At 66.5% G+C, this 22,226-nt stretch carries 20 protein-coding genes; 12 read left to right on the top strand and 8 right to left on the bottom strand.

The window, feature by feature from the left end; translation table 11 throughout:
* Positions 1–3: 3 nt before the first annotated feature.
* From HR9077_RS19045 to HR9077_RS19030, 4 genes are all read right to left on the bottom strand, one after another.
* The gene (locus HR9077_RS19045) at positions 4–369 is read right to left on the bottom strand and encodes a hypothetical protein (RefSeq protein ID WP_136068877.1); all 366 of its coding nucleotides are present in this window, start codon (positions 367–369) and stop codon (positions 4–6) included.
* A gap of 234 nt (positions 370–603) precedes the next feature.
* Entirely contained in the window at positions 604–948 is a 345-nt protein-coding gene (locus tag HR9077_RS19040) for an AzlD domain-containing protein (RefSeq protein ID WP_136068876.1), read from the bottom strand.
* Complete coding sequence (locus tag HR9077_RS19035; RefSeq protein WP_136068875.1) at positions 945–1,676, bottom strand: AzlC family ABC transporter permease; 732 nt, start codon at positions 1,674–1,676, stop codon at positions 945–947. The genes HR9077_RS19040 and HR9077_RS19035 overlap by 4 nt, the downstream gene beginning before the upstream one ends.
* The gene (locus tag HR9077_RS19030) at positions 1,673–2,200 is read right to left on the bottom strand and encodes a helix-turn-helix domain-containing protein (protein WP_136068874.1); all 528 of its coding nucleotides are present in this window, start codon (positions 2,198–2,200) and stop codon (positions 1,673–1,675) included. Before HR9077_RS19030 ends, HR9077_RS19035 begins: the two co-directional genes overlap by 4 nt.
* Before the next feature lie 206 nt (positions 2,201–2,406).
* On the opposite strand from HR9077_RS19030, the gene HR9077_RS19025 reads away from it, so the two are divergent.
* The 7 genes from HR9077_RS19025 (at position 2,407) to fdhA (ending at position 11,729) form a co-directional block, all read left to right on the top strand.
* A complete protein-coding gene (locus tag HR9077_RS19025; RefSeq protein ID WP_136068873.1) occupies positions 2,407–3,384 on the top strand; it encodes a dipeptidase in 978 nt (325 codons plus the stop codon).
* 109 nt (positions 3,385–3,493) lie between these two features.
* Entirely contained in the window at positions 3,494–4,039 is a 546-nt protein-coding gene (locus tag HR9077_RS19020; protein WP_136068872.1) for a DUF5943 domain-containing protein, read from the top strand.
* Between the two features lie 10 nt (positions 4,040–4,049).
* On the top strand, positions 4,050–6,122 hold the full coding sequence (dgcA, locus tag HR9077_RS19015; RefSeq protein ID WP_136068871.1) for a dimethylglycine demethylation protein DgcA: 2,073 nt from the start codon (positions 4,050–4,052) through the stop codon (positions 6,120–6,122).
* 119 nt (positions 6,123–6,241) lie between these two features.
* Positions 6,242–8,236, top strand: a complete 1,995-nt coding sequence (locus tag HR9077_RS19010; RefSeq protein ID WP_136068870.1) for a (Fe-S)-binding protein — start codon at positions 6,242–6,244, stop codon at positions 8,234–8,236.
* Positions 8,233–9,540: an electron transfer flavoprotein subunit alpha gene (etfA, locus tag HR9077_RS19005; RefSeq protein WP_136068869.1), complete on the top strand. Its 1,308-nt coding sequence runs from the start codon at positions 8,233–8,235 to the stop codon at positions 9,538–9,540. Before HR9077_RS19010 ends, etfA begins: the two co-directional genes overlap by 4 nt.
* Complete coding sequence (gene etfB / locus HR9077_RS19000; protein WP_136068868.1) at positions 9,530–10,345, top strand: electron transfer flavoprotein subunit beta; 816 nt, start codon at positions 9,530–9,532, stop codon at positions 10,343–10,345. The genes etfA and etfB overlap by 11 nt, the downstream gene beginning before the upstream one ends.
* 190 nt (positions 10,346–10,535) lie before the next feature.
* On the top strand, positions 10,536–11,729 hold the full coding sequence (gene fdhA, locus HR9077_RS18995) for a formaldehyde dehydrogenase, glutathione-independent (protein ID WP_136068867.1): 1,194 nt from the start codon (positions 10,536–10,538) through the stop codon (positions 11,727–11,729).
* Between the two features lie 115 nt (positions 11,730–11,844).
* On the opposite strand, the gene HR9077_RS18990 is transcribed toward fdhA, so the two are convergent.
* From HR9077_RS18990 to HR9077_RS18980, 3 genes are all read right to left on the bottom strand, one after another.
* Positions 11,845–12,615 carry an EAL domain-containing protein gene (locus tag HR9077_RS18990; protein ID WP_136068866.1) on the bottom strand — a complete coding sequence of 257 codons (771 nt, stop codon included), beginning with the start codon at positions 12,613–12,615 and terminating at the stop codon, positions 11,845–11,847.
* Positions 12,616–12,741: 126 nt separating this feature from the next.
* Complete coding sequence (locus tag HR9077_RS18985; RefSeq protein ID WP_136068865.1) at positions 12,742–13,665, bottom strand: DMT family transporter; 924 nt, start codon at positions 13,663–13,665, stop codon at positions 12,742–12,744.
* On the bottom strand, positions 13,662–14,123 hold the full coding sequence (locus HR9077_RS18980) for a DUF4174 domain-containing protein (protein WP_136068864.1): 462 nt from the start codon (positions 14,121–14,123) through the stop codon (positions 13,662–13,664). Before HR9077_RS18980 ends, HR9077_RS18985 begins: the two co-directional genes overlap by 4 nt.
* 341 nt (positions 14,124–14,464) lie before the next feature.
* On the opposite strand from HR9077_RS18980, the gene dctP reads away from it, so the two are divergent.
* On the top strand, positions 14,465–15,634 hold the full coding sequence (dctP, locus tag HR9077_RS18975; protein WP_244613370.1) for a TRAP transporter substrate-binding protein DctP: 1,170 nt from the start codon (positions 14,465–14,467) through the stop codon (positions 15,632–15,634).
* Positions 15,635–15,775: 141 nt separating this feature from the next.
* Positions 15,776–17,974, top strand: a complete 2,199-nt coding sequence (locus HR9077_RS18970) for a TRAP transporter large permease subunit (protein ID WP_136068863.1) — start codon at positions 15,776–15,778, stop codon at positions 17,972–17,974.
* Positions 17,975–18,031: 57 nt separating this feature from the next.
* Here HR9077_RS18970 and HR9077_RS18965 read toward each other — a convergent pair whose 3' ends face one another.
* On the bottom strand, positions 18,032–19,036 hold the full coding sequence (locus HR9077_RS18965) for a lipid A deacylase LpxR family protein (RefSeq protein ID WP_136068862.1): 1,005 nt from the start codon (positions 19,034–19,036) through the stop codon (positions 18,032–18,034).
* Between the two features lie 186 nt (positions 19,037–19,222).
* Between HR9077_RS18965 and HR9077_RS18960 the strand changes: the two genes are divergently transcribed.
* The 3 genes from HR9077_RS18960 (at position 19,223) to HR9077_RS18950 (ending at position 22,066) form a co-directional block, all read left to right on the top strand.
* Positions 19,223–20,134 carry a MurR/RpiR family transcriptional regulator gene (locus HR9077_RS18960; protein ID WP_136068861.1) on the top strand — a complete coding sequence of 304 codons (912 nt, stop codon included), beginning with the start codon at positions 19,223–19,225 and terminating at the stop codon, positions 20,132–20,134.
* A gap of 56 nt (positions 20,135–20,190) precedes the next feature.
* Complete coding sequence (locus HR9077_RS18955; protein WP_136068860.1) at positions 20,191–21,504, top strand: pyridoxal phosphate-dependent aminotransferase; 1,314 nt, start codon at positions 20,191–20,193, stop codon at positions 21,502–21,504.
* Positions 21,505–21,673: 169 nt separating this feature from the next.
* The gene (locus HR9077_RS18950) at positions 21,674–22,066 is read left to right on the top strand and encodes a DUF4168 domain-containing protein (protein ID WP_136068859.1); all 393 of its coding nucleotides are present in this window, start codon (positions 21,674–21,676) and stop codon (positions 22,064–22,066) included.
* The last annotated feature ends 160 nt before the right edge of the window (positions 22,067–22,226 follow it).

The raw sequence follows: 22,226 nt of genomic DNA, 5'->3' as shown, positions 1-22,226 counted from the left end.
TCCTCAGGAATGGGCGGGGCGAGTCGTGTGGGTCGGACGGCGCATGTCGAGGATCAGCCCGACAAGACCGACCAGCATGGCGACGACGATCCACCATTGATGGAGGAGAAGGCCCGCGAAAGCGGTGCCGACGAGGCCCAGCAGGATCAGCACGCGCAGCGCATTGCGCGTGCCGCGTCCTTTCAGCGCCGCCAGGATCAGCGCCATCACGGCGAGCGCGACGCAGGCCAGGATGGCGACCAGCGCGCCGAGCGTGTCGGTGACGCCGGTCAGTGGCGTGACGTAGGCGTAGAGGGCGATGGCGAATCCCGCGAGCGAAGCCACGAAGAGCACGATGGCGCCCGATCGGGACGAGTGAGATTGCGACATGTCGTTCTGTCTCCTTGAACTGTGGGTGCGCTTGCTCCTGTTCCGACATCGGCGGCATGGCACCGGGCCGGGAAACGTTAGCGGCTTAATCATAACAGACGACGCTCTCCCGTTCTCGGAAGCCTCGACCGACCAAGCCGAGCAAGGCAGAGGGGGCCTGCTCGTTCGCTATCGCCTAGCGAACAAGCCTAGTTGGATGGTCCCGAGACTTCTAACGTGCATTACCGTCCACGCTCATCCCAGCCTCGCCACGATCGCAACCAGGCCGAAGGCGACGACACCGGCCATGACCGGCCAGCCCAGGGTGCGAGTGCGGCGCCATGCCATCAGCGTGACGGCGAGGCCGATCAGCGTGGCCAGCCATCCGACGGGGTCCTGGCGTTGCGGCACCAGCGACACGCCGAACAGGGCGGCGATCATCAACGGCCCCAGCACGCCTAGCCAGGGCGGCATGGCATCCAGTCCGGGGTCATCCTCGGAGCGGCGCAGCCGACGCCTCATCCAGACCAGCGGCAGCGCTCGCAAGGCCAGGGTGCCGAGCGCGGCGGCCATCACCGCCAGCCACATCGCGCCACTCATGGGCCTTTCCTCCCGGCGATGCGTGGACGTTGCCTGACCGCATGGAAGCACAGCATTCCGCAGGCTGCGGCCAGCGGAATGCTGACGTTGGTCAGTCCGCCCAGGGTCAGCGCCAGCGCCGCGATCACGCTGACGCCCAGGGCCAGCGACCAGCGAAACGAGGTGAATCGGGGGGCCAGCAGAACCAGGAACAGCGCCGGTAGCGCGAACGGCATCACTTCGCCGGCGAGTGGCCAGCGTCGGGTCAACCACTCGCCGGCGACGGCGCCGAGGATGCTGCCGGCCACCCAGCTCGCCCAGGCCAGCAAGGCGGCGCCGGTGAACCAGCCGAGGCGCTGTGGCGTCGCTATCTGGGGCAGGCGCGCATGGGCCAGGGCAAACACCTGGTCGGTCAGGCCATGCATCAGCCAGGGCCACCAGCGGCTGTCGGTCAGCCAGGGCGCCAGGTTGGGGGCATAGACCATGTGGCGAACGTTGATCAGCAGCGTCATGGCCACCGTCAGCCATAGCGGCGCGCCACCGGCGGCCATGCCGACGAACAAAAACTGCGAGGCCCCCGCGTAGATCAACGTCGATATCGCGGCGATCTCCCAGGTCGAGAAGCCGGCCTGGGCGGCGATCAGTCCGAACGAGATGGCCACCGGCACGTAGCCACCGAGCAAGGGTATCGCCTCGCGCAGGCCGAGCAGCCAGGCCGGCGGGGCATGACGGATCGATTCGTCGCTCATGGCGTGTCGCCCCCCGTGTAGACGATGGTCATGAGGAAGGTCGCGGCCTCGGCTTCGGTGCGGTAGGCATGCGGCCGGTCGGCGGGGAATTCGAAACGGTCCCCGGCGGCCAGCCGTTGCATGTCGTTCACCGGGCCGGCGGCGAGCGCACCGCTGACCACGTTGAGAAATTCCCGGGTGCCCGGCGAGTGCGGCTCGGCCCGGCGATGGGTGTGGGGCTCGCAACGCATCCAGTAGGCATCCACCGCCGGTTGGCCCTTGCCCTGATCGATCAGCTGCACGGTGACGCCGTCCTCGCCGAGGACGGCAGTGATCGGCGCCACCAGCGTGCCGAAGGGAATCTCGAGTCGCATCGCCAGGCGCCACAGGGTATCCAGCGTGGGATTGCCGTCGCCCTGCTCGAGACGCGACAGGTTCGACTTGGCGATTCCCGCCTGTGCCGCGAGCTGCGACAGCGACCATCCGCGTGCCTGGCGCAGGGTCTGCAGATGGTGGCCCAGGGTCTGCAGCGAGCGTTTGTCCATGATCCGGCCTGGCTGAGTGTTCTATTTAAAGAACGTTCTATAAAAAGAACGCCTGGAAGTCAACGTTCGCCGCGTGCCGTCCGGGCTTGCGTCGCATCCGCGACAGGCGTGACGCTTTTGCGATTCTCGTCGTCGCTTCCAAGTGCCGGGGCGGCGAGGCGCGGGGCTATTCTGCGGGCATGACGCCAACCCTTCGGGAGCTCCCCATGACCCCGCGTGAACTGCACGACGACGCCACCGTCATCGATGGCCTGATCATCGCCAAATGGAACCGCGAACTGCTGGAGGACATGCGACGCGGCGGCTTGACCGCCGCCAACTGCACGGTCTCGGTGTGGGAGGGCTTTCAGGCCACGGTCGACAACATCGTCGCCTCCAACCGGCTGATGGCCGAGTGCAGCGAACTGGTGCGCCCGGTTCGCACCACCGCCGACATTACCCGCGCCAAGGAGGAGGGCAAGACCGGCATCATCTACGGCTTCCAGAACGCCCATGCCTTCGAGGACCAGATCGGCTACGTCGAGATCTTCAAGCGGCTCGGCGTGGGCATCGTGCAGCTGTGCTACAACACCCAGAACCTGGTCGGCACCGGTTGCTACGAGCGCGACGGCGGCCTGTCCGGGTTCGGTCGCGAGATCGTCGCCGAGATGAACCGCGTGGGCATGATGTGCGATCTCTCCCATGTCGGTGCCAGGACCTCCGAGGAAGTGATTCTCGAATCGAAAAAGCCGGTCTGCTATTCGCACTGCCTGCCGTCGGGGCTCAAGGAGCACCCGCGCAACAAGTCCGACGCGGAGCTCAGGTTCATCGCCGAGCATGGCGGCTTCGTCGGCGTGACCATGTTCACGCCCTTCCTGCGTGCCGGGGTCGACGCCACCGTCGACGACTACGTCGAGGCGATCGAGTACGTGATGAACATCGTCGGCGAGGATGCCATCGGCATCGGCACCGACTTCACCCAGGGGCAGGATCAGGACTTCTTCGAGTGGCTGACCCACGACAAGGGCTACGCGCGGCGGCTGACCAATTTCGGCAAGATCGTCAACCCCGAGGGCATCCGCACCATCGGCGAATTTCCCAATCTCACCGAGGCGTTGCTCAAGCGCGGCCTCTCCGAGCGCCAGGTACGCAAGATCATGGGCGAGAACTGGGTGCGCGTACTGGGCGATGTCTGGGGGCAATAAGCCACGGGCTTCGGGCAAGGAGCCGCGAGCAACACTGTAGCCCGAAGCCCGAAGCCCGAAGCCCGAAGCCCGAAGCCGAATCAAATAACTATATCTTGAGGTAAACACCGTGACCAAGCTGGCTCCCGAACTGCCCATCGAGGTGGACAGCGACACCGGCGTGTGGACCACCGACGCGCTGCCGATGCTCTACGTGCCGCGGCATTTCTTCATAAACAACCATGTCGCCGTCGAAGAGGCGCTGGGTGCCGAGAAGTATGCCGAAATCCTCTACCACGCCGGCTACAAGAGCGCCTGGCACTGGTGCGAGAAGGAAGCCGAATGCCACGGCCTCGAGGGCGTGGAGGTCTTCGAGCACTACATGAAGCGGCTATCCCAGCGCGGCTGGGGGCTCTTCATCACCGAGGCGATCGACCTCGACGCCGGCACCGCCCAGGTGCGTCTCGAGCACAGCGCCTTCGTCTATCAACTGGGTAAGGTCGGGCGCAAGGTCGAGTACATGTTCACCGGCTGGTTCGCCGGGGCCATGGATCAGATTCTCGCCGCCCGCGGCAGCAATATGCGCACGCTCGCCGAGCAGACCCAGAGCGCCGCCGAGGAAGGCTGCGACGTCGGCCGGTTCACGGTCGCTCCCCGTCACTCCCTGGCAGGCTGAGGTTACCGAGATGGCATTCGACGCGCTGTTCAAGCCGATCGAGATCGGCAATCTCACCATTCGCAACCGCGTGGTCAGCACCGCCCACGCCGAGGTCCATGCGACCGACGGCGGCATGACCACCGATCGCTACGTCAAGTACTACGCGGAGAAGGCCAAGGGCGGCTGCGGATTGTGCATCTGCGGCGGTTCCTCGCCGGTGTCGATCGACAGCCCCCAGGCCTGGTGGAGCTCGGTCAACGTCTCCACCGACCGGATCATTCCGCACTTCCAAAACCTGGCGGACGCCGTGCACGAGCACGGCGGCAAGATCATGATCCAGATCACCCACATGGGCCGGCGCTCGCGCTGGGACGGCTTCGACTGGCCGACGCTGCTGTCGCCGTCGGGCATTCGCGAGCCGGTGCACCGCTCGACCTGCAAGACCATCGAGGAAGAGGAGATCTGGCGGGTCATCGACGACTTCGCCCAGGGCGCGCGTCGCGTCAAGGAAGGCGGCCTCGACGGCATCGAGTTGTCGGCCGTGCACCAGCACCTGATCGACCAGTTCTGGAGCCCGCGCGTCAACAAGCGCGAGGACCAGTGGGGCGGCAGCTTCGAGAATCGCATGCGCTTCGGCATGGAAGTCCTCAAGGCGGTGCGCGCCGAGGTCGGCGACGACTTCGTGGTGGGCATGCGCATCTGCGGTGACGAGTTCCATCCGGACGGTCTGACCCACGACGACATGAAACAGATCGCCGCCTATTACGATGCCACCGGCATGATCGACTTCTTGGGCGTGGTCGGCTCGGGCTGCGATACCCACAACACCCTGGCCAACGTGATTCCCAACATGTCCTATCCGCCGGAGCCGTTCCTGCACCTGGCGGCGGGCATCAAGGAGGTGGTCGGCGTGCCGGTGATCCACGCCCAGAACATCAAGGATCCCAACCAGGCGCAGCGTATCCTCGAGGGCGGTTACGTCGACCTGGTGGGAATGACCCGCGCGCACATCGCCGACCCGCACTTCATCGCCAAGATCAAGATGGACCAGGTCGACCAGATCAAGCAGTGCGTGGGCGCCAACTACTGCATCGACCGCCAGTACCAGGGGCTCGACGTGCTGTGCATCCAGAACGCCGCGACTTCGCGCGAGTACCTGGGCGTGCCGCACATCATCGACAAGAGCGAAGGGCCCAGGCGCCGGGTGGTAGTGGTCGGCGGCGGCCCCGGCGGCATGGAGGCCGCGCGGGTATCGGCGGAACGCGGCCACGAGGTCACCCTGTTCGAGGCCGCCGAGCAGCTCGGCGGCCAGATCACCCTGGCGGCGAAGGCCCCGCAGCGCGACCAGATCGCCGGCATCACCCGCTGGTACCAGCTGGAGCTGGCGCGTCTGGGTGTCGACCAGCGCCTGGGCACCCGCGCCGACGAGGCGACGATCGCCGACCTGCGGCCGGACATCGTGATCCTCGCCACCGGCGGCCAGCCCTTCCTGTCTCAGGTGCCCGAATGGGGTTATTCCGAGGATCGCGGACAGAGCCTGGTGGTCAGCACCTGGGACGTGCTGAGCGGTGCCGTGGAGCCCGGCAGGAACGTGCTGATCTACGACACCATCTGCGAGTTCGCCGGCGTCTCGGCGGCGGATTACCTGGCCGACAAGGGGGCGGCGGTCGAGATCGTCACCGACGACATCAAGCCCGGCGCGGCGGTCGGCGGGACCACCTTCCCGACCTACTATCGCAGCCTCTACGAGAAGGAGGTGATCATGTCCTCCGACCTGGCGCTGCACAAGGTCTATCGCGAGGGCGACTCGCTGGTGGCGGTGCTCGAGAACGAGTACACCGGTGCCCAGGAGGAGCGGGTGGTCGACCAGGTCGTGGTCGAGAACGGCGTGCGTCCCGACGAGACGCTCTATTACGCGCTGAAGCAGCAGTCGCGCAACAAGGGGCAGATCGATCTCGAAGCGCTCTACGCGATCCAGCCGCAGCCGTGCCTATCCGAGGACGGCGATGGCTTCCTGCTGTTCCGCCTGGGCGACTGCACGGCGCCGCGCAATACGCATGCCGCGATCTACGACGCGATCAGGCTCTGCAAGGACTTCTGAAGACGCTTCGCGTCAGCCACGGGCTTCGGGCAACGAGCCGCGAGCAACACTGTAGCCCGAAGCCTGAAGCCTGAAGCTCGAAGCTCGAAGCTCGAAGCCCGAATACCGAGGTTGCCACCATGCTCGACACCCTCCTGCCGATCCTGATCTTCTCCGCCCTGGCGCTGGCGGCGGTCGGCGCCGTGCGCCGCGTTCGCCTGTGGCGCCAGGGGCGGTCCTCGCCGGTCCCGCTCATCCGGGGCCTGGCGGCGATGCCGCGACGCTACCTAGTCGATCTGCACCATATCGTCGCCCGCGACAAGACGATGTCCAATACCCACGTGGCCACCGCCGGTGGCTTCGTGCTGGCGGCGGTGCTGGCCATCGTCGTCCACGGCCTGGGCCTCGCCGAGGGCGTCTTGGGCTGGTTGCTGCTGGCGGCCAGCGCGACGATGTTCGCGGGCAGTCTGTTCGTCGCCCGGCGTCGGCGGAATCCGCCGGCGCGCCTGTCGAAGGGCCCCTGGATGCGCCTGCCCAAGAGTCTGATGGCGTTTTCGCTGGGCATTTTCGTGGTGACTCTGCCGGCGGTGGGCGTGCTGCCCGCCGGCGGCTGGCTGGTCGCGCTGGTGCTGGCCGCCGTGGTGGCCTGGGGCCTGGCCGAGCTGGTGTTCGGCATGACCTGGGGCGGGCCGATGAAGCACGCCTTCGCCGGCGCGCTGCACCTGGCCTTCCATCGCCGCCCCGAGCGCTTTTCGGACAAGCGGGGTGGCGAAGGCCGCTCGACCGGGCTCAAGGCCCTCGATCTCGAGGATGACCAGGCCCCGCTCGGCGTGGAGACGCCCGCCGACTTCACCTGGAACCAACTGCTCGGTTTCGATGCCTGCGTGCAGTGCGGCCGCTGCGAAGCGGCATGCCCGGCCTTCGCCGCCGGCCAGCCGCTCAACCCCAAGAAACTGATCCAGGACATGGTCGTCGGCATGGCGGGCGGCAGCGATGCCCGCTACGCCGGCTCGCCCTATCCGGGCAAGCCGGTGGGCGAGCACGCCGGCGAGCCGCACGGCCCGATCGTCGCGCGGCCCTCCGCACAGGCACAAGGCCGCACGGCGCTGGTCGATGCCGAGACGCTGTGGTCCTGCACCACCTGCCGCGCCTGCGTCGAAGAGTGCCCGATGATGATCGAGCACGTCGACGCCATCGTCGACATGCGGCGCTTTTTGACCCTCGAGCACGGCAATACGCCCAACAAGGGCGCCGAGGTGCTCGACAACCTGATCGCCACCGACAACCCGGGTGGCTTCGATCCCGGCTCGCGGCTCAACTGGGCCGCCGATCTCGACCTGCCGCTGATGGCCGACAAGCGCGAGGCCGAGGTGCTGTTGTGGCTGGGCGACGGCGTCTTCGACATGCGCAACCAGCGCACGCTGCGTGCGCTGGTGAAAGTACTCCGCGCGGCCGATGTCGACTTCGCCGTGCTCGGCGCCGAGGAGCGCGACAGCGGCGACGTGGCGCGGCGACTGGGCGACGAGGCGACCTTCCAGTCCCTGGCCCGGCGCAACATCGCCACCCTGGCGCCGTATCGCTTCACGCATATCGTCACCTGCGACCCGCACAGCTTCCACGTGCTGAAGAACGAGTACGGCGAGCTGGGCGGGAACTACGAGGTGTTCCATCACAGTACCTACCTGCACCGGTTGATCGAGGCGGGGCGGTTGAATCTCAAGGCCATGAAGGCGAGCAGCGTGACCTACCATGATCCGTGCTACCTGGGCCGCTACAACGGCGAGTACCAGGCCCCGCGGGAGGTGCTCAAGGCGCTGGGCGTCGAACTCAAGGAGATGGCGCGCTCCGGCTATCGCTCGCGCTGCTGCGGTGGCGGCGGCGGCGCGCCGATCACCGACGTCCCCGGCAAGCAGCGGATACCCGACATGCGCATGAACGACGTGCGTGAGACCGGCGCCGAGCTGGTGGCGGTGGGGTGTCCGCAGTGCACGGCGATGCTCGAGGGCGTGGTGGCGGAAGAGCGTGCCGAGGTCAAGGACATCGCCGAGCTGGTCGCCGATGCGCTGGTCGAGAACGCCGCGCCAGGCGGGGCGGGCAATCGCCCCCGGCGCGATACCGAGGAGGTTGCGCTATGAGCGATATCGTCCGACGCGATCCCCGCCGGGAGTGGATCGCCCGTAACCGCCTGCATCCCGAGCATCTCGCGGTACGGGTGGATCCGCACGGCACCGCATCGCCCAGCGAGTGGCCGGGCCCCAACGGCCTGACGCGCCGGAACCCGCGTGCCGTCGGCTTCATCGGCCCCAACGGCATCAAGCGCATCGACCGCAGCGGTGCGCAGCAGGCAGCGACTCAGTCCGGAGGCCGCCAAGCGCAGCCCAAGGACACGCGACGCCGGGTCGATATCGATGCGCCGGATTTCCTGGTTGCCGTGGTGCCCGACATGCCGGGCGGCAGGCTGTCGTCCCACGATCGCGACCTGCTGGGGATGGCGCGGCAACTGGCCGATGCCGACCCCGAGCGGCCCGGTGCGGTGCTGGCCGTTGTCTTCGTTGAGCCCAGGGAAGCCGCTTTCGACGAAGCCGGCATCGATCGTCTGCTGTCTCTCGGCGGGGCAGGCGAAGACGGTGGCGGCGATGCGCGTTTCGATGGCTATGCGCCGGAAGCGCGGGTTGCCGCCCTGCAGGCCGTCGAACGCGAGCTGGCGCCCCGCCATTGGTTGCTGCCGGATTCCGCCCTCGGCGGCGCCGACCTGGGTCGGCGGCTGGCGGTGCGTCTGGGCGAGCGTCCGGCGACCCAGGTATGGCAGATCGAGGCGGACGCCGTCAGCGAGACCGATTGGCGCTGTATCGCACGCGGTGCGGCGGGCGGCACGGACATGACCCGCCCCCTGCCGCGTGTGGCGATGGCGCTGGCGGAATGCGCCGAGCCGGTCAGTGAGACGCGCCATGCCGCCCGGCCCGTCGAGCTGACGCAGGGGCCGCCCCAGGTGCTGGCGCGCATCGAGGACCTGGGCGCGGTGGCCGTCGATCCCGCCGGAGTGGCGCTGGGCGAGGCCGAATTCATTCTCTCCGCCGGTAACGGGGTCAAGGACTGGGAGGCCTATCATCGCGCCGCCAGGATCCTTGGCGCCACCGAGGGCGCGTCGCGGGTGGCGGTGGATGACGGCTTCATGCCGCGCGATCGCCAGGTCGGCGCAACCGGCACCTGGGTCACCGCCAGGGTCTACGTGGCGGTGGGCATCAGTGGCGCCATCCAGCACCTGCAGGGCATCCAGAGTTGCGAAAAGGTCGTGGCCATCAACCTCGATGGCGGCTGCGACATGGTCAAGCGTGCTGATCTCGCCGTGATCGGCGACGCCGGCGAGATCCTCGCTGCCCTGGTGGCGATGGTCGAGCGTTATCGGGAACAGCAACAGGAGAATCGCGATGCCGCATGACGTCGCTACCCCCGCCGAGACCGAATTGAACGTGGCCGTGCTGGTCTCGGTGGGGCGACATCCATTGACCGCGCGGGCCCGGCGCGCCGACCAGGACGCCCGTGCGGTGGAGATGGCGCTGACGCTGCCGGACGCCGATGTCCGGCTGATCCATGCGGGCCGCCATGACGACGACAGCGATAGCGCGCTGCGTGGTTACCTGGGCATGGGGCTGGCGTCGATCGGCCTGCTCGAGCAGCCGTCCGGTGCCGATGTGGTGCCGGCCTTGGCGGCGGTCTTGCGCGATGCCTCGCCCCAACTGGTCCTTACCGGCGCGCGGGCCGAGACCGGCGAAGGCTCGGGGCTGCTGCCCTACCTGCTCGCCGACTGGCTGGGCTGGCCGATCGTCACGGGCCTCGCCGCGGTGGAAAGCGTCGAGCACGGCATGGCAACGGTATTGCAGGCCTTGCCGCGCGGCCAGCGACGCCGCTTGCGCGTGCGCCTGCCGGCCATCGCGACAGTGGAAAGCAGCGCGCCGGCGGCGCGCCAGAGTGCTTTCGGTCCGGCGCGGCGTGGCGGCTTCGACCCCGAGACGCGTGACGGCGTGAGGGACGACGCGCTCTCCGAATGGCACGTGCAGCCGGCGCGCAAGCGGCCCAAGCGGCTCAAGATCGTCAAGGCGGCCTCGGCGCGGGATCGCTTCAAGGCTGCCGCGGCCAAGGCTCAGGGCGGTGGCGGCCAGGTGCTGGAAGGGGCGACGCCCGAGCAGGGCGCCGAGGCGATCTTCAAGCTGCTCGAGGAAGAGGGTGTGGTGCGTCGCAGCTAGATTCCGGGGGCTCGAATCAGCCGTTCCAGGGCGAGCGTCATACAGGCAAAGCGACAGGGCAGTCATCCACGTCGGCCGATGTCTCGTTTTGACATGGCGGCGACTCGCTGGGAACAGTGCTAGCTCGTGAAGTGGCTATGTTCGATAAGCGGGCTTCCGCCTCTTGCAACAAGCCATAAGGAAACAAACCATGAGTGCAGCCAATCACGGGGTGATATACATGGGCCCCGGCCATGTCGAGGTCCAGCCGATCCCCTTCCCCGAGCTGGCGTTGGGTAACCGGAAATGCCAGCACGGCGTGATCCTCAAGGTCATTACCACCAATATCTGTGGCAGCGACCAGCACATGGTCCGTGGGCGGACCACCGCGCCATCCGGCATGGTTCTGGGCCACGAGATCACCGGCGAGATCGTCGAATGCGGTCGCGACGTGGAATTCGTCCAGGTCGGCGATATCGTTTCGGTGCCGTTCAACATTGCCTGTGGCCGTTGCCGCAACTGCAAGGAAGGTCAAACCGGCATCTGCCTCAACGTCAATCCTGCCCGTCCGGGGGCCGCCTACGGCTATGTCGACATGGGCGGCTGGGTCGGCGGCCAGGCCGAATATGTGATGGTGCCCTATGCGGACTTCAATCTGCTGAAGTTCCCCGACCGCGATATCGCCATGGACAAGATTCGCGACCTGACCCTGTTGTCCGATATCTTTCCCACCGGTTTCCACGGCTGCGCCACCGCCGGCGTGGGTCCCGGCAGCACCGTCTACATCGCGGGAGCCGGTCCGGTGGGCCTGGCCGCGGCGGTATCTGCCCAGTTGCTTGGAGCGGCCTGTGTCGTCGTCGGCGACATGAATCCGCAGCGCCTCGACCAGGCCAGAAGCTTCGGCTGCGAGACGCTGGACCTGCGTAGCGACACGCCCATGGCCGACATGCTCGAGCCGATTCTCGGCGAGCGCGAAGTGGACTGTGCCGTCGACGCCGTCGGTTTCGAGGCGCGCTGCCATGGCCACAACCACGCCCAGGAGCAGCCGGCCACGGTGCTCAACGCCTGCATGGACATTACCCGTGCCGGCGGCCAGATCGGCATTCCGGGACTCTATGTCACCGAAGATCCCGGCGCCGCCAGCTCGGAGGCGAAGTTGGGCAATCTGTCGATGCGCCTCGGTCAGGGCTGGGCCAAGTCCCACTCCTTCCATACCGGTCAGTGTCCGGTGATGAAGTATCACCGCCAGCTGATGCAGGCGATCCTGTTCGACAAGGTGAACATCGCCGACGCGGTCAATGTCCAGGTCATTGCCCTGGACGAGGCCCCCCAGGGGTACGCGGACTTCGATGGCGGCGTGGCCAAGAAATTCGTCATCGATCCGCATGGCCGCCTGGCCGCCTGAACGCGCCCCCGCGGTCGCCGGGGCCTGCCAGGCGCCGCCAGGATGGCCTGGTGGCAGGCAGCCAATCTTGCCCGCATGACCGGCCGTGCCCGCTTTCGGCGGGCACGGCAAGCGTTCACGCTTCGATGTCCGCGAAGCGCGCCGCGGGCACGCCCGGCAACGTTTCGAGCGCGGGACGGGCGAAGAAATAGCCCTGTTGCCGGACGATTCCGGCGCGCTTGAGCCAGCGTGCCTCGGCCAGCGTCTCGATGCCTTCGGCGACGAGCTGGCAGCCCAGTTCGGCGGCCATCGCCACTACCGCACGAACCATCGCCTGGCGGCGCGGGTCGCCGTCGATCTGCATGATCAACTGACGGTCGAGCTTCAGCGTGTCGAGGCGCATCTCGGTCAACAGATCGAGGTTCGAATGACCGGCGCCGAAGTCGTCGAGCGCGGTGAAGAAACCCATCTCGCGATAGCTGTCGACGATGCGCTTGAGATGAGCGCGGTCGCTGACGGCTTCGCTCTCTACGATCTCGAAGTTGATGCGTCCGATGGGCCAGTCGGCGCGCCGTGCGGCTTCGAGGGTGGCCTGGATGCAGGCGGTGGGTTCGTAGACGGCGTTGGGCAGGAAGTTGATCGACAGCGTCTCCCGCATGTCCAGCCGGCTGGCGAGTTCGATGGCCTTGACCCGGCAGGCCTGGTCGAAGCGATAGAGCAGTTTCTCGTCGACCTGGCCGAGGATCTGTCCGGCCGACTCGCCCTGGGTGCCGCGTACCAGCGCCTCGAAGGCAACCACCCGACCCAGCTCGACATCGACGATCGGCTGGAAGGCCATGGTGAAATCGAACGGCAGCGGTGTATCGCAGCGCCCGCAGTGATTCTCGACCCTTGCGCAATGACTCATGGTGTTGTCGTTCCCCGGTTGTTGGGTGTCGCTCGGGCGCGCGGCCCGCCTCGAGGGATATAGCGCAGACGTGGCGTTGGATGACATAACCTGGATCGTCGCGGTACTCCGTCGCTCTATCGGCAGCTAGCGGCGAGTCCTGGAGGGACGCGATACCAGCACCACCCCGGTCAGGCTGATCGCCATGCCGACCAGCGCCACCGGCCCCAGCGTCTCGTCGAACAGCCACCAGGCTTCCAATGCGGTGAGCGGCGGCACCAGGTAGAACAGGCTGGCGACCTTCGAGGCCGCGCCGCGCCGGATCAGCGCCATCAGCAGCAGGATCGCGGCCACCGACAGGCCCAGCACCAGCCAGGCGAGCGTCACGGCGAAGGTGGCTGTCCAGATCACCTCGCGGCTTTCCAGCCACAAGGCGCCGGCGCCCAGCGCCACCCCCGCGGCCAGGTACTGGATAACGCTGCCGGCAAGCAGCGGTACGCCGGTGCAGAAGCGTTTCTGGTAGAGGGTGCCGGCGGATATCGCCACCAGCGAGGCGAGCACGCAGGCCAGCGCCCCCATGCCGAAGCCGTCGAACAGATGGCCGGCGGTGGGGGCGAGCTTGCCGCCGAGCACCAGGGTGATGCCCACCAGGCCCAGCACGAGTCCCAGCCACTGACGTGCCGCAAGGCGTTCGCCGAGCAACGGCAAGGCCAGCGCGGCGGTGAGTAGCGGCTGCAGCCCCACCAGCAACGACGCCAGGCCGGCGGGCAGGCCCCGCTCGATGGCGTAGAACACCCCGCCCAGATAGACGGCATGAACCAGCAGGCCGGTCACCGCGACGTGGCCGTAGAGCGCCGGCGAGCGCGGCCACGGCGCCTGGAACAGCCACGTCAGCGGCAGCAGCACCGCCAGCGTCAAGGCGAAGCGGATGAACAGGAAGGTGAACGGCTCGGCATAGGGCAGGCCGAACTTGGCGCCGATGAAGCCGGTGCTCCACAGCACCACGAACAGCGCCGGCATCGTCGCCAGCCAGGGCGATTCCGCGCCGGCACGAAAGGGCGGGACGTTCATCGGTTCTGCCCGGCTTCGCGCTGGCGCATCGGCATGCGGTCGATGATGTCGAAGACCTGCTGCGGCGCCACGTAGCCCTCGAGCTGCATCTTCTTGCCGCCGTCCTTGCCGACCAGGATCACCGTCGTCGGCCCCTGCGGGTCGAGTTTCATGGCCTCGACGAGGGCTCCGACCTCGGCCTCGGTCATCGGCCTGCCGGCACGTTCGCCGCGCCCCCCGGCGAGGGTATAAAGCAGCATCTCGCGTTCCTCGAAGGCGGCCCGGCGTGTCTCGAGCCGTGCGAGCATGCGTTGGAAATCCGGATCGTCGGCGCTGTCGGCAACCACGATCAGCGGACGGAACAGACCGCGATCGGTTATCAGCGGGTTGGCGGGATTCTCGGCGGCCGCGGCGAGGGAGGCCGGCAGTGCCGCCGAGAGACACAGGCACCACAGCAGGGGACGCAGGCATCGGAACATCGCGGGCTCCTCCAGATAATGAACGACAAGCACACCAGATCGGTGCGCGGTATACCAGCACGGCGTGCAAATGCCGCTATCGGGGTCGTGCTTTGGTCTAAAACGTGATCTACAGCGGTAAATTGGTCGGACCAGAGCGGCCCGGACGTGGCGTGGTCGGGAGCCATTTTGACCATGTTTTCAGGGGGCTGGGGCGTTTTTAGCGTTGACGAAAGCGATGGCGTGCCAACGCAACTCGGCTACTGTGATTCTCGGGACACACGGCGCGGCAAGCGCACGATAACCGCACAACAACAAGGCTCGCTCGCTTCGGGTGGGCCCGACTCCCAGGAGACATCGCCATGCATGACAAGACACGCCAACCGGCGGCCATCGACCAGGATAGCGTCTCTCAGCCCGCCAGCGCGGCCGCCAAGCCGGCCAGCCGGCGTACCTTTCTCAAGGGCGCGGCGCTGGGCTCGGCGGCGGCGGTCGCCGCGCCCTGGATCGGCAGCGTACAGGCGCAGCAGGGCATCCGCATCCGTATGCAGTCCTCCTGGCAGCCGGGCACCACCGGTTACAAGACCTTCGAGAACTGGGCGAACCGGGTTCAGGAACTGACCAGTGGCGAGGTGAGCATCGAGCCGTTTCCGGCGGGTGCGGTGGCCGGCGCCTTCGAGGTTGCCGACGCGGTACGCAACGGGGTACTCGAAGGCCAGAACTGGTTCACCGTCTACTGGCCCGGCAAGATGCCCGCCGGGGTCTTCATGACTGCCTACCCGATGGGGCTGTCGATGCCGCACCAGTGGGACATGATGTTCGGCGCCTATGGTGGCTTCGGTATTGCCAAGGATCTTTATCGCAAGCAGGGTCAGGAATTCCTCGGCCACGTCCATCATGACCTCAACCTGATCCACTCCAAGGTGCCGCTGCGCAGTCTCGACGATTTCAACGGCCTCAAGATCCGTATGCCTGGCGGCATCGTCGCCGAGACCTTCGCCTCGATCGGCGCGAGGACCACGCTGTTGCCCGGCTCGGAGGTCTATCCGGCGCTCGAGAAAGGCACCATCGACGCGTCCGACTATACCGGCGCTGCGGTCAATTATGAGCTGGGCTTCTGGCAGGTGACCGACTACATCATCATGGGGCCGCCGTCGACGCCCTGTCTGCACCAGGCCGTCGACCTCATGGACATCGGTATCAATCGGCGCGTCTTCGAGCGCATGTCCCCGGAAACGCAGGATCTCATGCATGAACTGGTCGCCGCCTATTCACGTGAGCATTACGCGGCGATCCAGGCTGCCAACGCCGAGGCCTGGCCCAAGTATGAAGAGAAGGGCGTCGAGATCATCCATCTCACCGAGGACGATGCCGACCGCTTCCGCAAGGCCGCGATTCCGCTGTGGTTCAAGTGGGCCAACAAGGATGCCGATGCTGCCCGGCTATTCAAGGCACACCTCAAAACCATGCAGGACCCTGCCGTTGCCCTGGTCACCGAGGAGGATCTCCAGGGTCATACGCTGAATGCCTGACGGGGCTTGATGTCCCCTTCGCGGGCGCTGCCACGTTTCAGGTGGTGGCGCCCGCGAGTGAGCGAATCACCTTCTATCACCCGGACGACAACGTCCAGTCACACCGTTTTCGACGCCCGCCGTCGCCACGGGAGAGGGTTCATGAATCTCGAGGTCAATTTCGTATTACCGCACTGGTTGTACTGGTCGTTATTGCTGCTGTTGCCACTGGCGGTGATGTTCTTTGTCGATCGCAGCTTTCGTCGCGGCGGTACCGTCAGCGGCAATACCACCGCCGAGGTGCCGGTCGGTGAGGAGGGCGGCGCCTATCGGCCGCCGGGCAACGGCTTTACCCGGGTCATCGACAAGGTCTCCGGCTTCGCCGGTCGCTATGTTGCCTACTGGTCGTTGATCGCGCCGTTCGTCTACTGCTACGAGGTGTTCGTCCGCTATGCCCTGAACTCGCCGACCAACTGGGCGCACGAGTCGATGTTTCTGATGTTCGGCATGCAGTATCTGCTGGCCGGGGCCTTCGCGCTGCGCGAGGGCGGGCACGTCCGCGTCGACATCCTGTATGTCCGCGCCGGACCGATGACGCGCGCCGCGCTCGACCTGATGACCTCGGTGTTCTTCTTCATCTTCGTGCTGGCGCTGATTTCGACGGGGTGGAATTTCTTCGCCCAATCGGTCAGTCAGGACGCCGTATTCTTCGGCCAGAGTTACTCGAACGAGACCTCGTTCACCGAGTGGTCGGTGCAGTATTACCCGATCAAGTCCACGCTGGCGCTGGGTGGTCTGTTGCTGCTGTTCCAGGGTATCGCTCAGTTCATCAAGGACTGTCAGGCTTTCCGGCATGCGCGGCGCCATCATCAGGGCGGCGCAACCTTCGCCTGGGCGATGCTGTTGCTGGGCGCGGTACTGGCGGCATATGCGCTGCACGAGATCGTCAACGTGGCCGTCAACGATTACGAGCATTTTCCGTTGAGCATCGAGAACAGCCTGGCCAACGTGGGGATCGGTACCCTGACCGGGCTGATGTTCGGCTCGTTGATGCTGGTGCTGGTGGCAGGGTTGCCGCTGGCCTTCGTCACCGGCGGGCTGGGGGTGGTATTCCTGTATCTGGTCGGCGACCAGTTCATGCTCAACCTGCTGCCGTCGCGAATCTTCCCGATGATGACCAACTATCAGCTTTCGGCGATTCCGCTGTTCATCTTCATGGCGGCGGTACTCGAGAAGGCCGGATTGATCGAGGAACTCTTCGACACTGTCTACAAGTGGATGGGCGGTCTCAAGGCCGGGCTGGCGATCGCCACCATCGTCGCCTCCACGCTGCTGGCGGCGATGGTCGGGGTGATCGGCGCGGCGGTGGTGACCATGGGGCTGATCGCGCTGCCGGCAATGCTCAAGCGCAACTACGATCCCGAGATCGCGATCGGCTCGATCATGGCAGGCGGTACGCTGGGGATCCTGATTCCGCCATCGATTCTGGCGATCATCTATGGCGTTGTCGCCCAGCAATCGGTGGGTGAGCTGTATCTCGGTTCGCTGATTCCCGGGCTGCTGCTGGCGGGCATGTACGCCTTCTACTGCTGGATGCGCGGCACTCTCAATCCCAAGGCGGCTCCGCCGTTGCCGGTCGAGGACCGTATCGGTACCCGCGAGAAGCTGCGCCTGCTGCGCAAGATGCTGGCGCCGATCGTGCTGGTGATCGTGGTGCTGGGGGTGATCTTCTCGGGCCTGGCCACGCCGGTCGAGGCGGCGGGTATCGGCACCCTGGGCGCGCTGGTGGTGGCCGCCATGCACGGGCGTCTGACCTGGCCCAACCTGCATGCGGCGTGCATGACCACGCTGGTCGCCACCGCGATGGTGATGTGGATCATCTTCGGCGCGACCATCTTCGTCGGTTTCTACATCCTGCAGGGCGGTCAGGACTTCGTCCAGGAGCTGATCTCGGGAGCCGGCCTCGGTCCCTATGGCGTACTGCTCGTGATGATGGTGCTGCTGATCGCGCTGGGCATGTTCCTCGACTGGGTGGGCATCCTGCTGCTGGCGGTGCCGATCTTCGTGCCGCTGATCCAGCCGCTCTCCTTCGATGGGCTGTTCGGGCTGCCGGGGGTCGGCGCGGGGGATGTCTCGCTGTGGTTCGGCGTGATCTATCTGGTCAACATGCAGATGTCGTTTCTGAGCCCGCCATTCGGCTATGCGCTGTTCTACATCAAGGGGGTCTGCCCGCCGCACATCACCATGGCGCAGATCTTCCGCTCGTCGCTGCCGTTCCTGGGCATCCAGGGGTTCGGTCTGCTGCTGGTCATCCTGTTCCCGGCGCTGATCACCTTCCTGCCCAATCTGGTCTATGGCTGAGCAGGGGCCCATGCACAACGGGCGCCCTCGGGCGCCCGTTTCGGTTCGTGACGGTAGTCACAGCCAGGTGGACAGGGTGATCGAGCCGAAGTGATCGGCTTCTTCCTGGGCCTCGAACTCATGGCTGCGCCAGACGTTGGTGAAGGCCAGCTGCCAGCGATCGAAACTCACCACCGCGCCGGCGGTGATGTCGCCCACCCACTCGCGGCGATCGACGCTGTGGCTGTCCTCGAAGGTGTTGCCGTCGAGCAGCAGGTTGTGCGCCATGTAGCGACCCTCGACACCGACGAAGCCGTACCAGCCGAAACCCTGGTGGGCCCTGAAGCCCTGTCGGCCGCCCAGCGCCGGCGCCACGCTGGGAATGCCGAAGCTCTTGTCGAGCCCCTCGCCGAAGCGGATCGCTCCGCCGCTGCCCAGGTAGTCGTAGAGATTGCCCACTTGCCATGAAGCACTGGGGCCATATTCCCACTCCATCCCGGCCCAGCGGTTCTGCAGCCACCAGGCCTTGTGCCAGCCCAGGTTGACGATCGGTTCGTTTTCCAGCTGATGGTCCCAGCCGCGCGGTTCATCGCTGTCGAGAAGGTCGTGGACGCCTTTCTGCAGCGGCTCGCCGCCTGCGGCGGGCCCCACCATGCCGACCTGCAGGTTGAGCGTCGAGGCCTCGCGCCAGCCGCGATGCTGGACATCGTCGAACAGCGACAGCCCGCCCAGCAGCAGTCCGGCATAGGGGCGATCGTCCTCGATCAGCGCGCGGCGCTCGATGGCCTTGGGGGTATAGATCTGATGGCTCAACTGGTAACCGACGGCATCCAGGCCGTTCGCCGTCCAGCCGGGCAGCCACCCGGCCAGCCGGCGCGACCAGTGATCGGCCTCGGGCGTGGTGGTGCGCATCAGGTCGACGCCACTGGTGTAGTGGCCATCGTCGCTCGAGGAAAACAGGTCGTTGGTCACCTTGAGCGAGTAGAGGCTTTCGGCGTTCGCCAGCGGGGCGAGGAGTGGCAGGCCGAGCAGACCGGCGAGCAACAGGCCGGGGCGCAAGCGGTTGGGGGAAATAGGCGGCATGGCTCTTCCTTGAGTGGTTAACATACGGGCATGTATGTCGATGGTTCAATTTAGCAGATCCCGTTATGGCGACCAACTGCTTCGTCGATATCGAGGGGTTGGTAATTTTATGTGCTTGGTGGAAAAAAATTTGCAAACGCTTCCGGCGGCACGCCATACTGGGGCGACACAGCCGGAGTCACTTTCATGCATGCCGATGCCCCTCGCGCTCCCGACAACCTTGCCGACCTGCAGGCGCTCGCCGTGCGCATCCGGCGTCGCGACGACGGCGCGCCGGCGCTATCGGTCAAGGCCCGGACATTGCTGGAGGAACTGCTGGCGACCCCCGAGCGGGTCGGCCTCTCGACCATCTCGCAACTCGCCGACCGGCACGCCGTCAATCCCTCGAGCCTGACGCGCCTGTCGCGGGCGCTGGGCTTTTCCGGCTTCAAGGCCTTCCAGGCGTTGTTCCGCGAGGACCTGTCGGGGCGTGCCTTCTATTCCACGCGTGCCGAGCGCTTGCTGGATTTCGGCGAGACGCCGGTGAAGCGCCCGGGGATCGCCCAGGACAGGGCCCTCTGGGAGCGGGAGATGGGCAACCTGTCGGCCGCGGTCGAGGGCCTCGACGAGGCCATGATCGAGCGTGCCGCCGCGGGGCTCGCGGCCGCGCGCCGGGTTCAGGTGATCGGCCTGCGCGCCAGCTTCGGTGCGGCGCATTACCTGGCCTACTACCTCGATTACCTGCGTGACGACGTGCAATTGATCGACAGTCAGGCCGGCATCGACGTCGAGCGGGCCCTGAGGCTCGACGGCGACGACCTGGTGGTGGGCATCGCCTTTCGCCCCGAGACGCGGGCCAGCGTCGACTATTGCCGGCTGGCGGTGGAGCAGGGCGCCCAGCTGGTGGCGTTGACCAACCACCCGCGTTCGCAGCTGGCGGGTCTTGCCGACTGCCGATTGATAGCGCCGGCCGAGGGGCCGTTCTTCTTCAACCCGATGAGCAGCCTTTTCCTGCTACTCGAGATGCTGCTGTCACGTGTCGCCGTGCGGCTCGGCGAGGACGCCGTGGCGTCGATCCGCCGGCGCGAGGCGCTGATCGCCCGACTGGGCGTCGAATGATCGGCGCCGCTTCCGATCAGCCGTTCCCGTCCCTACCGTGCCTCGAGGAGGCCCGCATGACCCGTGCCACCGACCTATCCGATGACCTGCCCGCCAGCCCCGTGTCAGGCCGCCTGCAGGCAGGCTATGCCAAGGCGGAAGACGCCACGCCGTCATCCGATACGCTATTGATCAACGAGCAGTCGCGATTGCTCGAGGCCAGCGGCCAACGCATCTACAAGTTCGGCTTCGGCCAGTCGCCGTTTCCGGTTTTCGCCCCCGCGGTGGCGACGCTGGCCGCGCACGCCGCGCAGAAGGCCTACCTGCCGGTACAGGGGTTGCCGGCGCTGCGCGAACGGGTCGCGGCGTTCCACGGCGTCGTCGATCAGACCCCTTGGGAGGCCGAGCGGGTGCTGGTCGGCCCCGGCAGCAAGCTGTTGCTGTTTGCGCTGATCAAGTCGCTGCCGGCGGCGGATATCCTGATCCCCGCGCCGGCCTGGGTCTCCTACGCGCCGCAGGCGCGCATGGCCGGGCAACATGCCGTGCGCCTCGAGGCTACCTGGGACGAGCGCTGGCAAGTCACCCCCGAGACCCTCGAGCGGCATTGTCGCGAGCGGCCCGAACGGCTCAAGGTGCTGATCCACAACGCACCGGGCAATCCCACCGGGCTGGCGCCCGATGCCGACACCCAGCAACGCCTGGCTGATGTGGCGCGCCGCCATGGCGTGCTGGTACTGGCCGACGAGATCTATGGCTTGCTTCACCATCGCGGCGCGTATCGTGCCTTCGCCCGCGACTACCCGGAAGGCACCGTGACCACCGGCGGGCTGTCCAAGTGGTGCGGCGCCGGAGGCTGGCGGCTGGGCGTGATGCACGCCCCCGCATCCCTGGGCGACGAGCTGTTCCAGCGCCTGCTCGGCGTCGCCTCGGAGACCTGGTCGAGCGTTGCCAGTCCCATCCAGCAGGCGGCGATGACCGCTTACACCCCGGGGCCCGAGCTCGACGCCTACCTGCAGCGCCAGCGCGCGGTGCTCGCCGAGATCGGCGGCTGGTGCGCGGCGCGACTCAACGCCGCCGGCGTGCGTACCCACGCGCCGGATGGCGGTTTCTACCTGTTCCCGGACTTCGCCATGCACCGCCGGCGCCTGGCGTCGCGGGGCATCGCCACCAGCCGTGAGCTGACCCGGCGGTTGCTCGACGAGGCGGGTGTTGCACTGTTGCCGGGTAGCGCCTTCGGCTGCCCGCCGGAACAGCTGACGGTGCGGCTGGCCTACGTGGATTTCGAGGGTGGCGAGCTGCTCGCCACTTCCGGCGAGGTGCTGGGGTCGCCGACGCTACGTCAGACCCGGGAGGGGATCGAAGCGATCGTCGACTGGCTCGAGCGGGACTGACGCGGGAGCGAGTGACTGATACGCTGTCGGCGGTGAGCTGTCGCTTTCGTGCGACAGAGGTTATGTGCCGGGAACTTGATTTTTCAATGCGTTACAAGAATTCCGGAACCTTTTCCATGACCTGCCGTCACACCCCTACACGCCTAGAAATGAGTATTGGAGGTTTTACATGCGCAAGATCACTGCACTGTTTGCTGCGTCCCTGCTGACGGCGGGCATGGTATCGGCACCGGCCATGGCCCAGCAAAGCGGCGACAATGCCGCCCAGCAGCAGACTCAGCAGGCTGCGCCGACCGCGCAGGACTTCTCGGAGCAGCAGCTCCAGCAGTTCGCCGACGCCTCGCAGGATATCGCCGGTATCTCGCAGGACTACACCCAGCGCCTGCAAGAGGCCGAAGGCCAGTCAGAGCAGCAGGAGATCCGTAAGGAAGCCAACGAGAAGATGGTTGCCGTCGTTGAAGACAGCGGTCTGACCGTCGAGACCTTCAATGCCATCGGCCAGGCGGTCCAGCAGGATCCCGAGCTGATGAAGAAAGTTCAGAGCATGGCTGGCCAGTCGTAAGCGCTTGCGACTGATCGCATTGCAGCCGATGCGATGCGTCAGTCGGTAAGGCTGGCAGCAACCGGTAGCATGAACCGGTAACGATGTAGAGGGCCGCGCCGGCCAACCGGCGCGGCCCTTCTTCTTGGGCGAGGGCCTGCCACGCCATTGCCGGGATCTG

The sequence above is a fragment of the Modicisalibacter radicis genome, from assembly GCF_900961225.1.
Taxonomy (GTDB): Bacteria; Pseudomonadota; Gammaproteobacteria; order Pseudomonadales; family Halomonadaceae; genus Modicisalibacter.
Note: the sequence above shows the minus strand (reverse complement) of the source record. Positions and strands in the feature narration are given on the sequence as shown.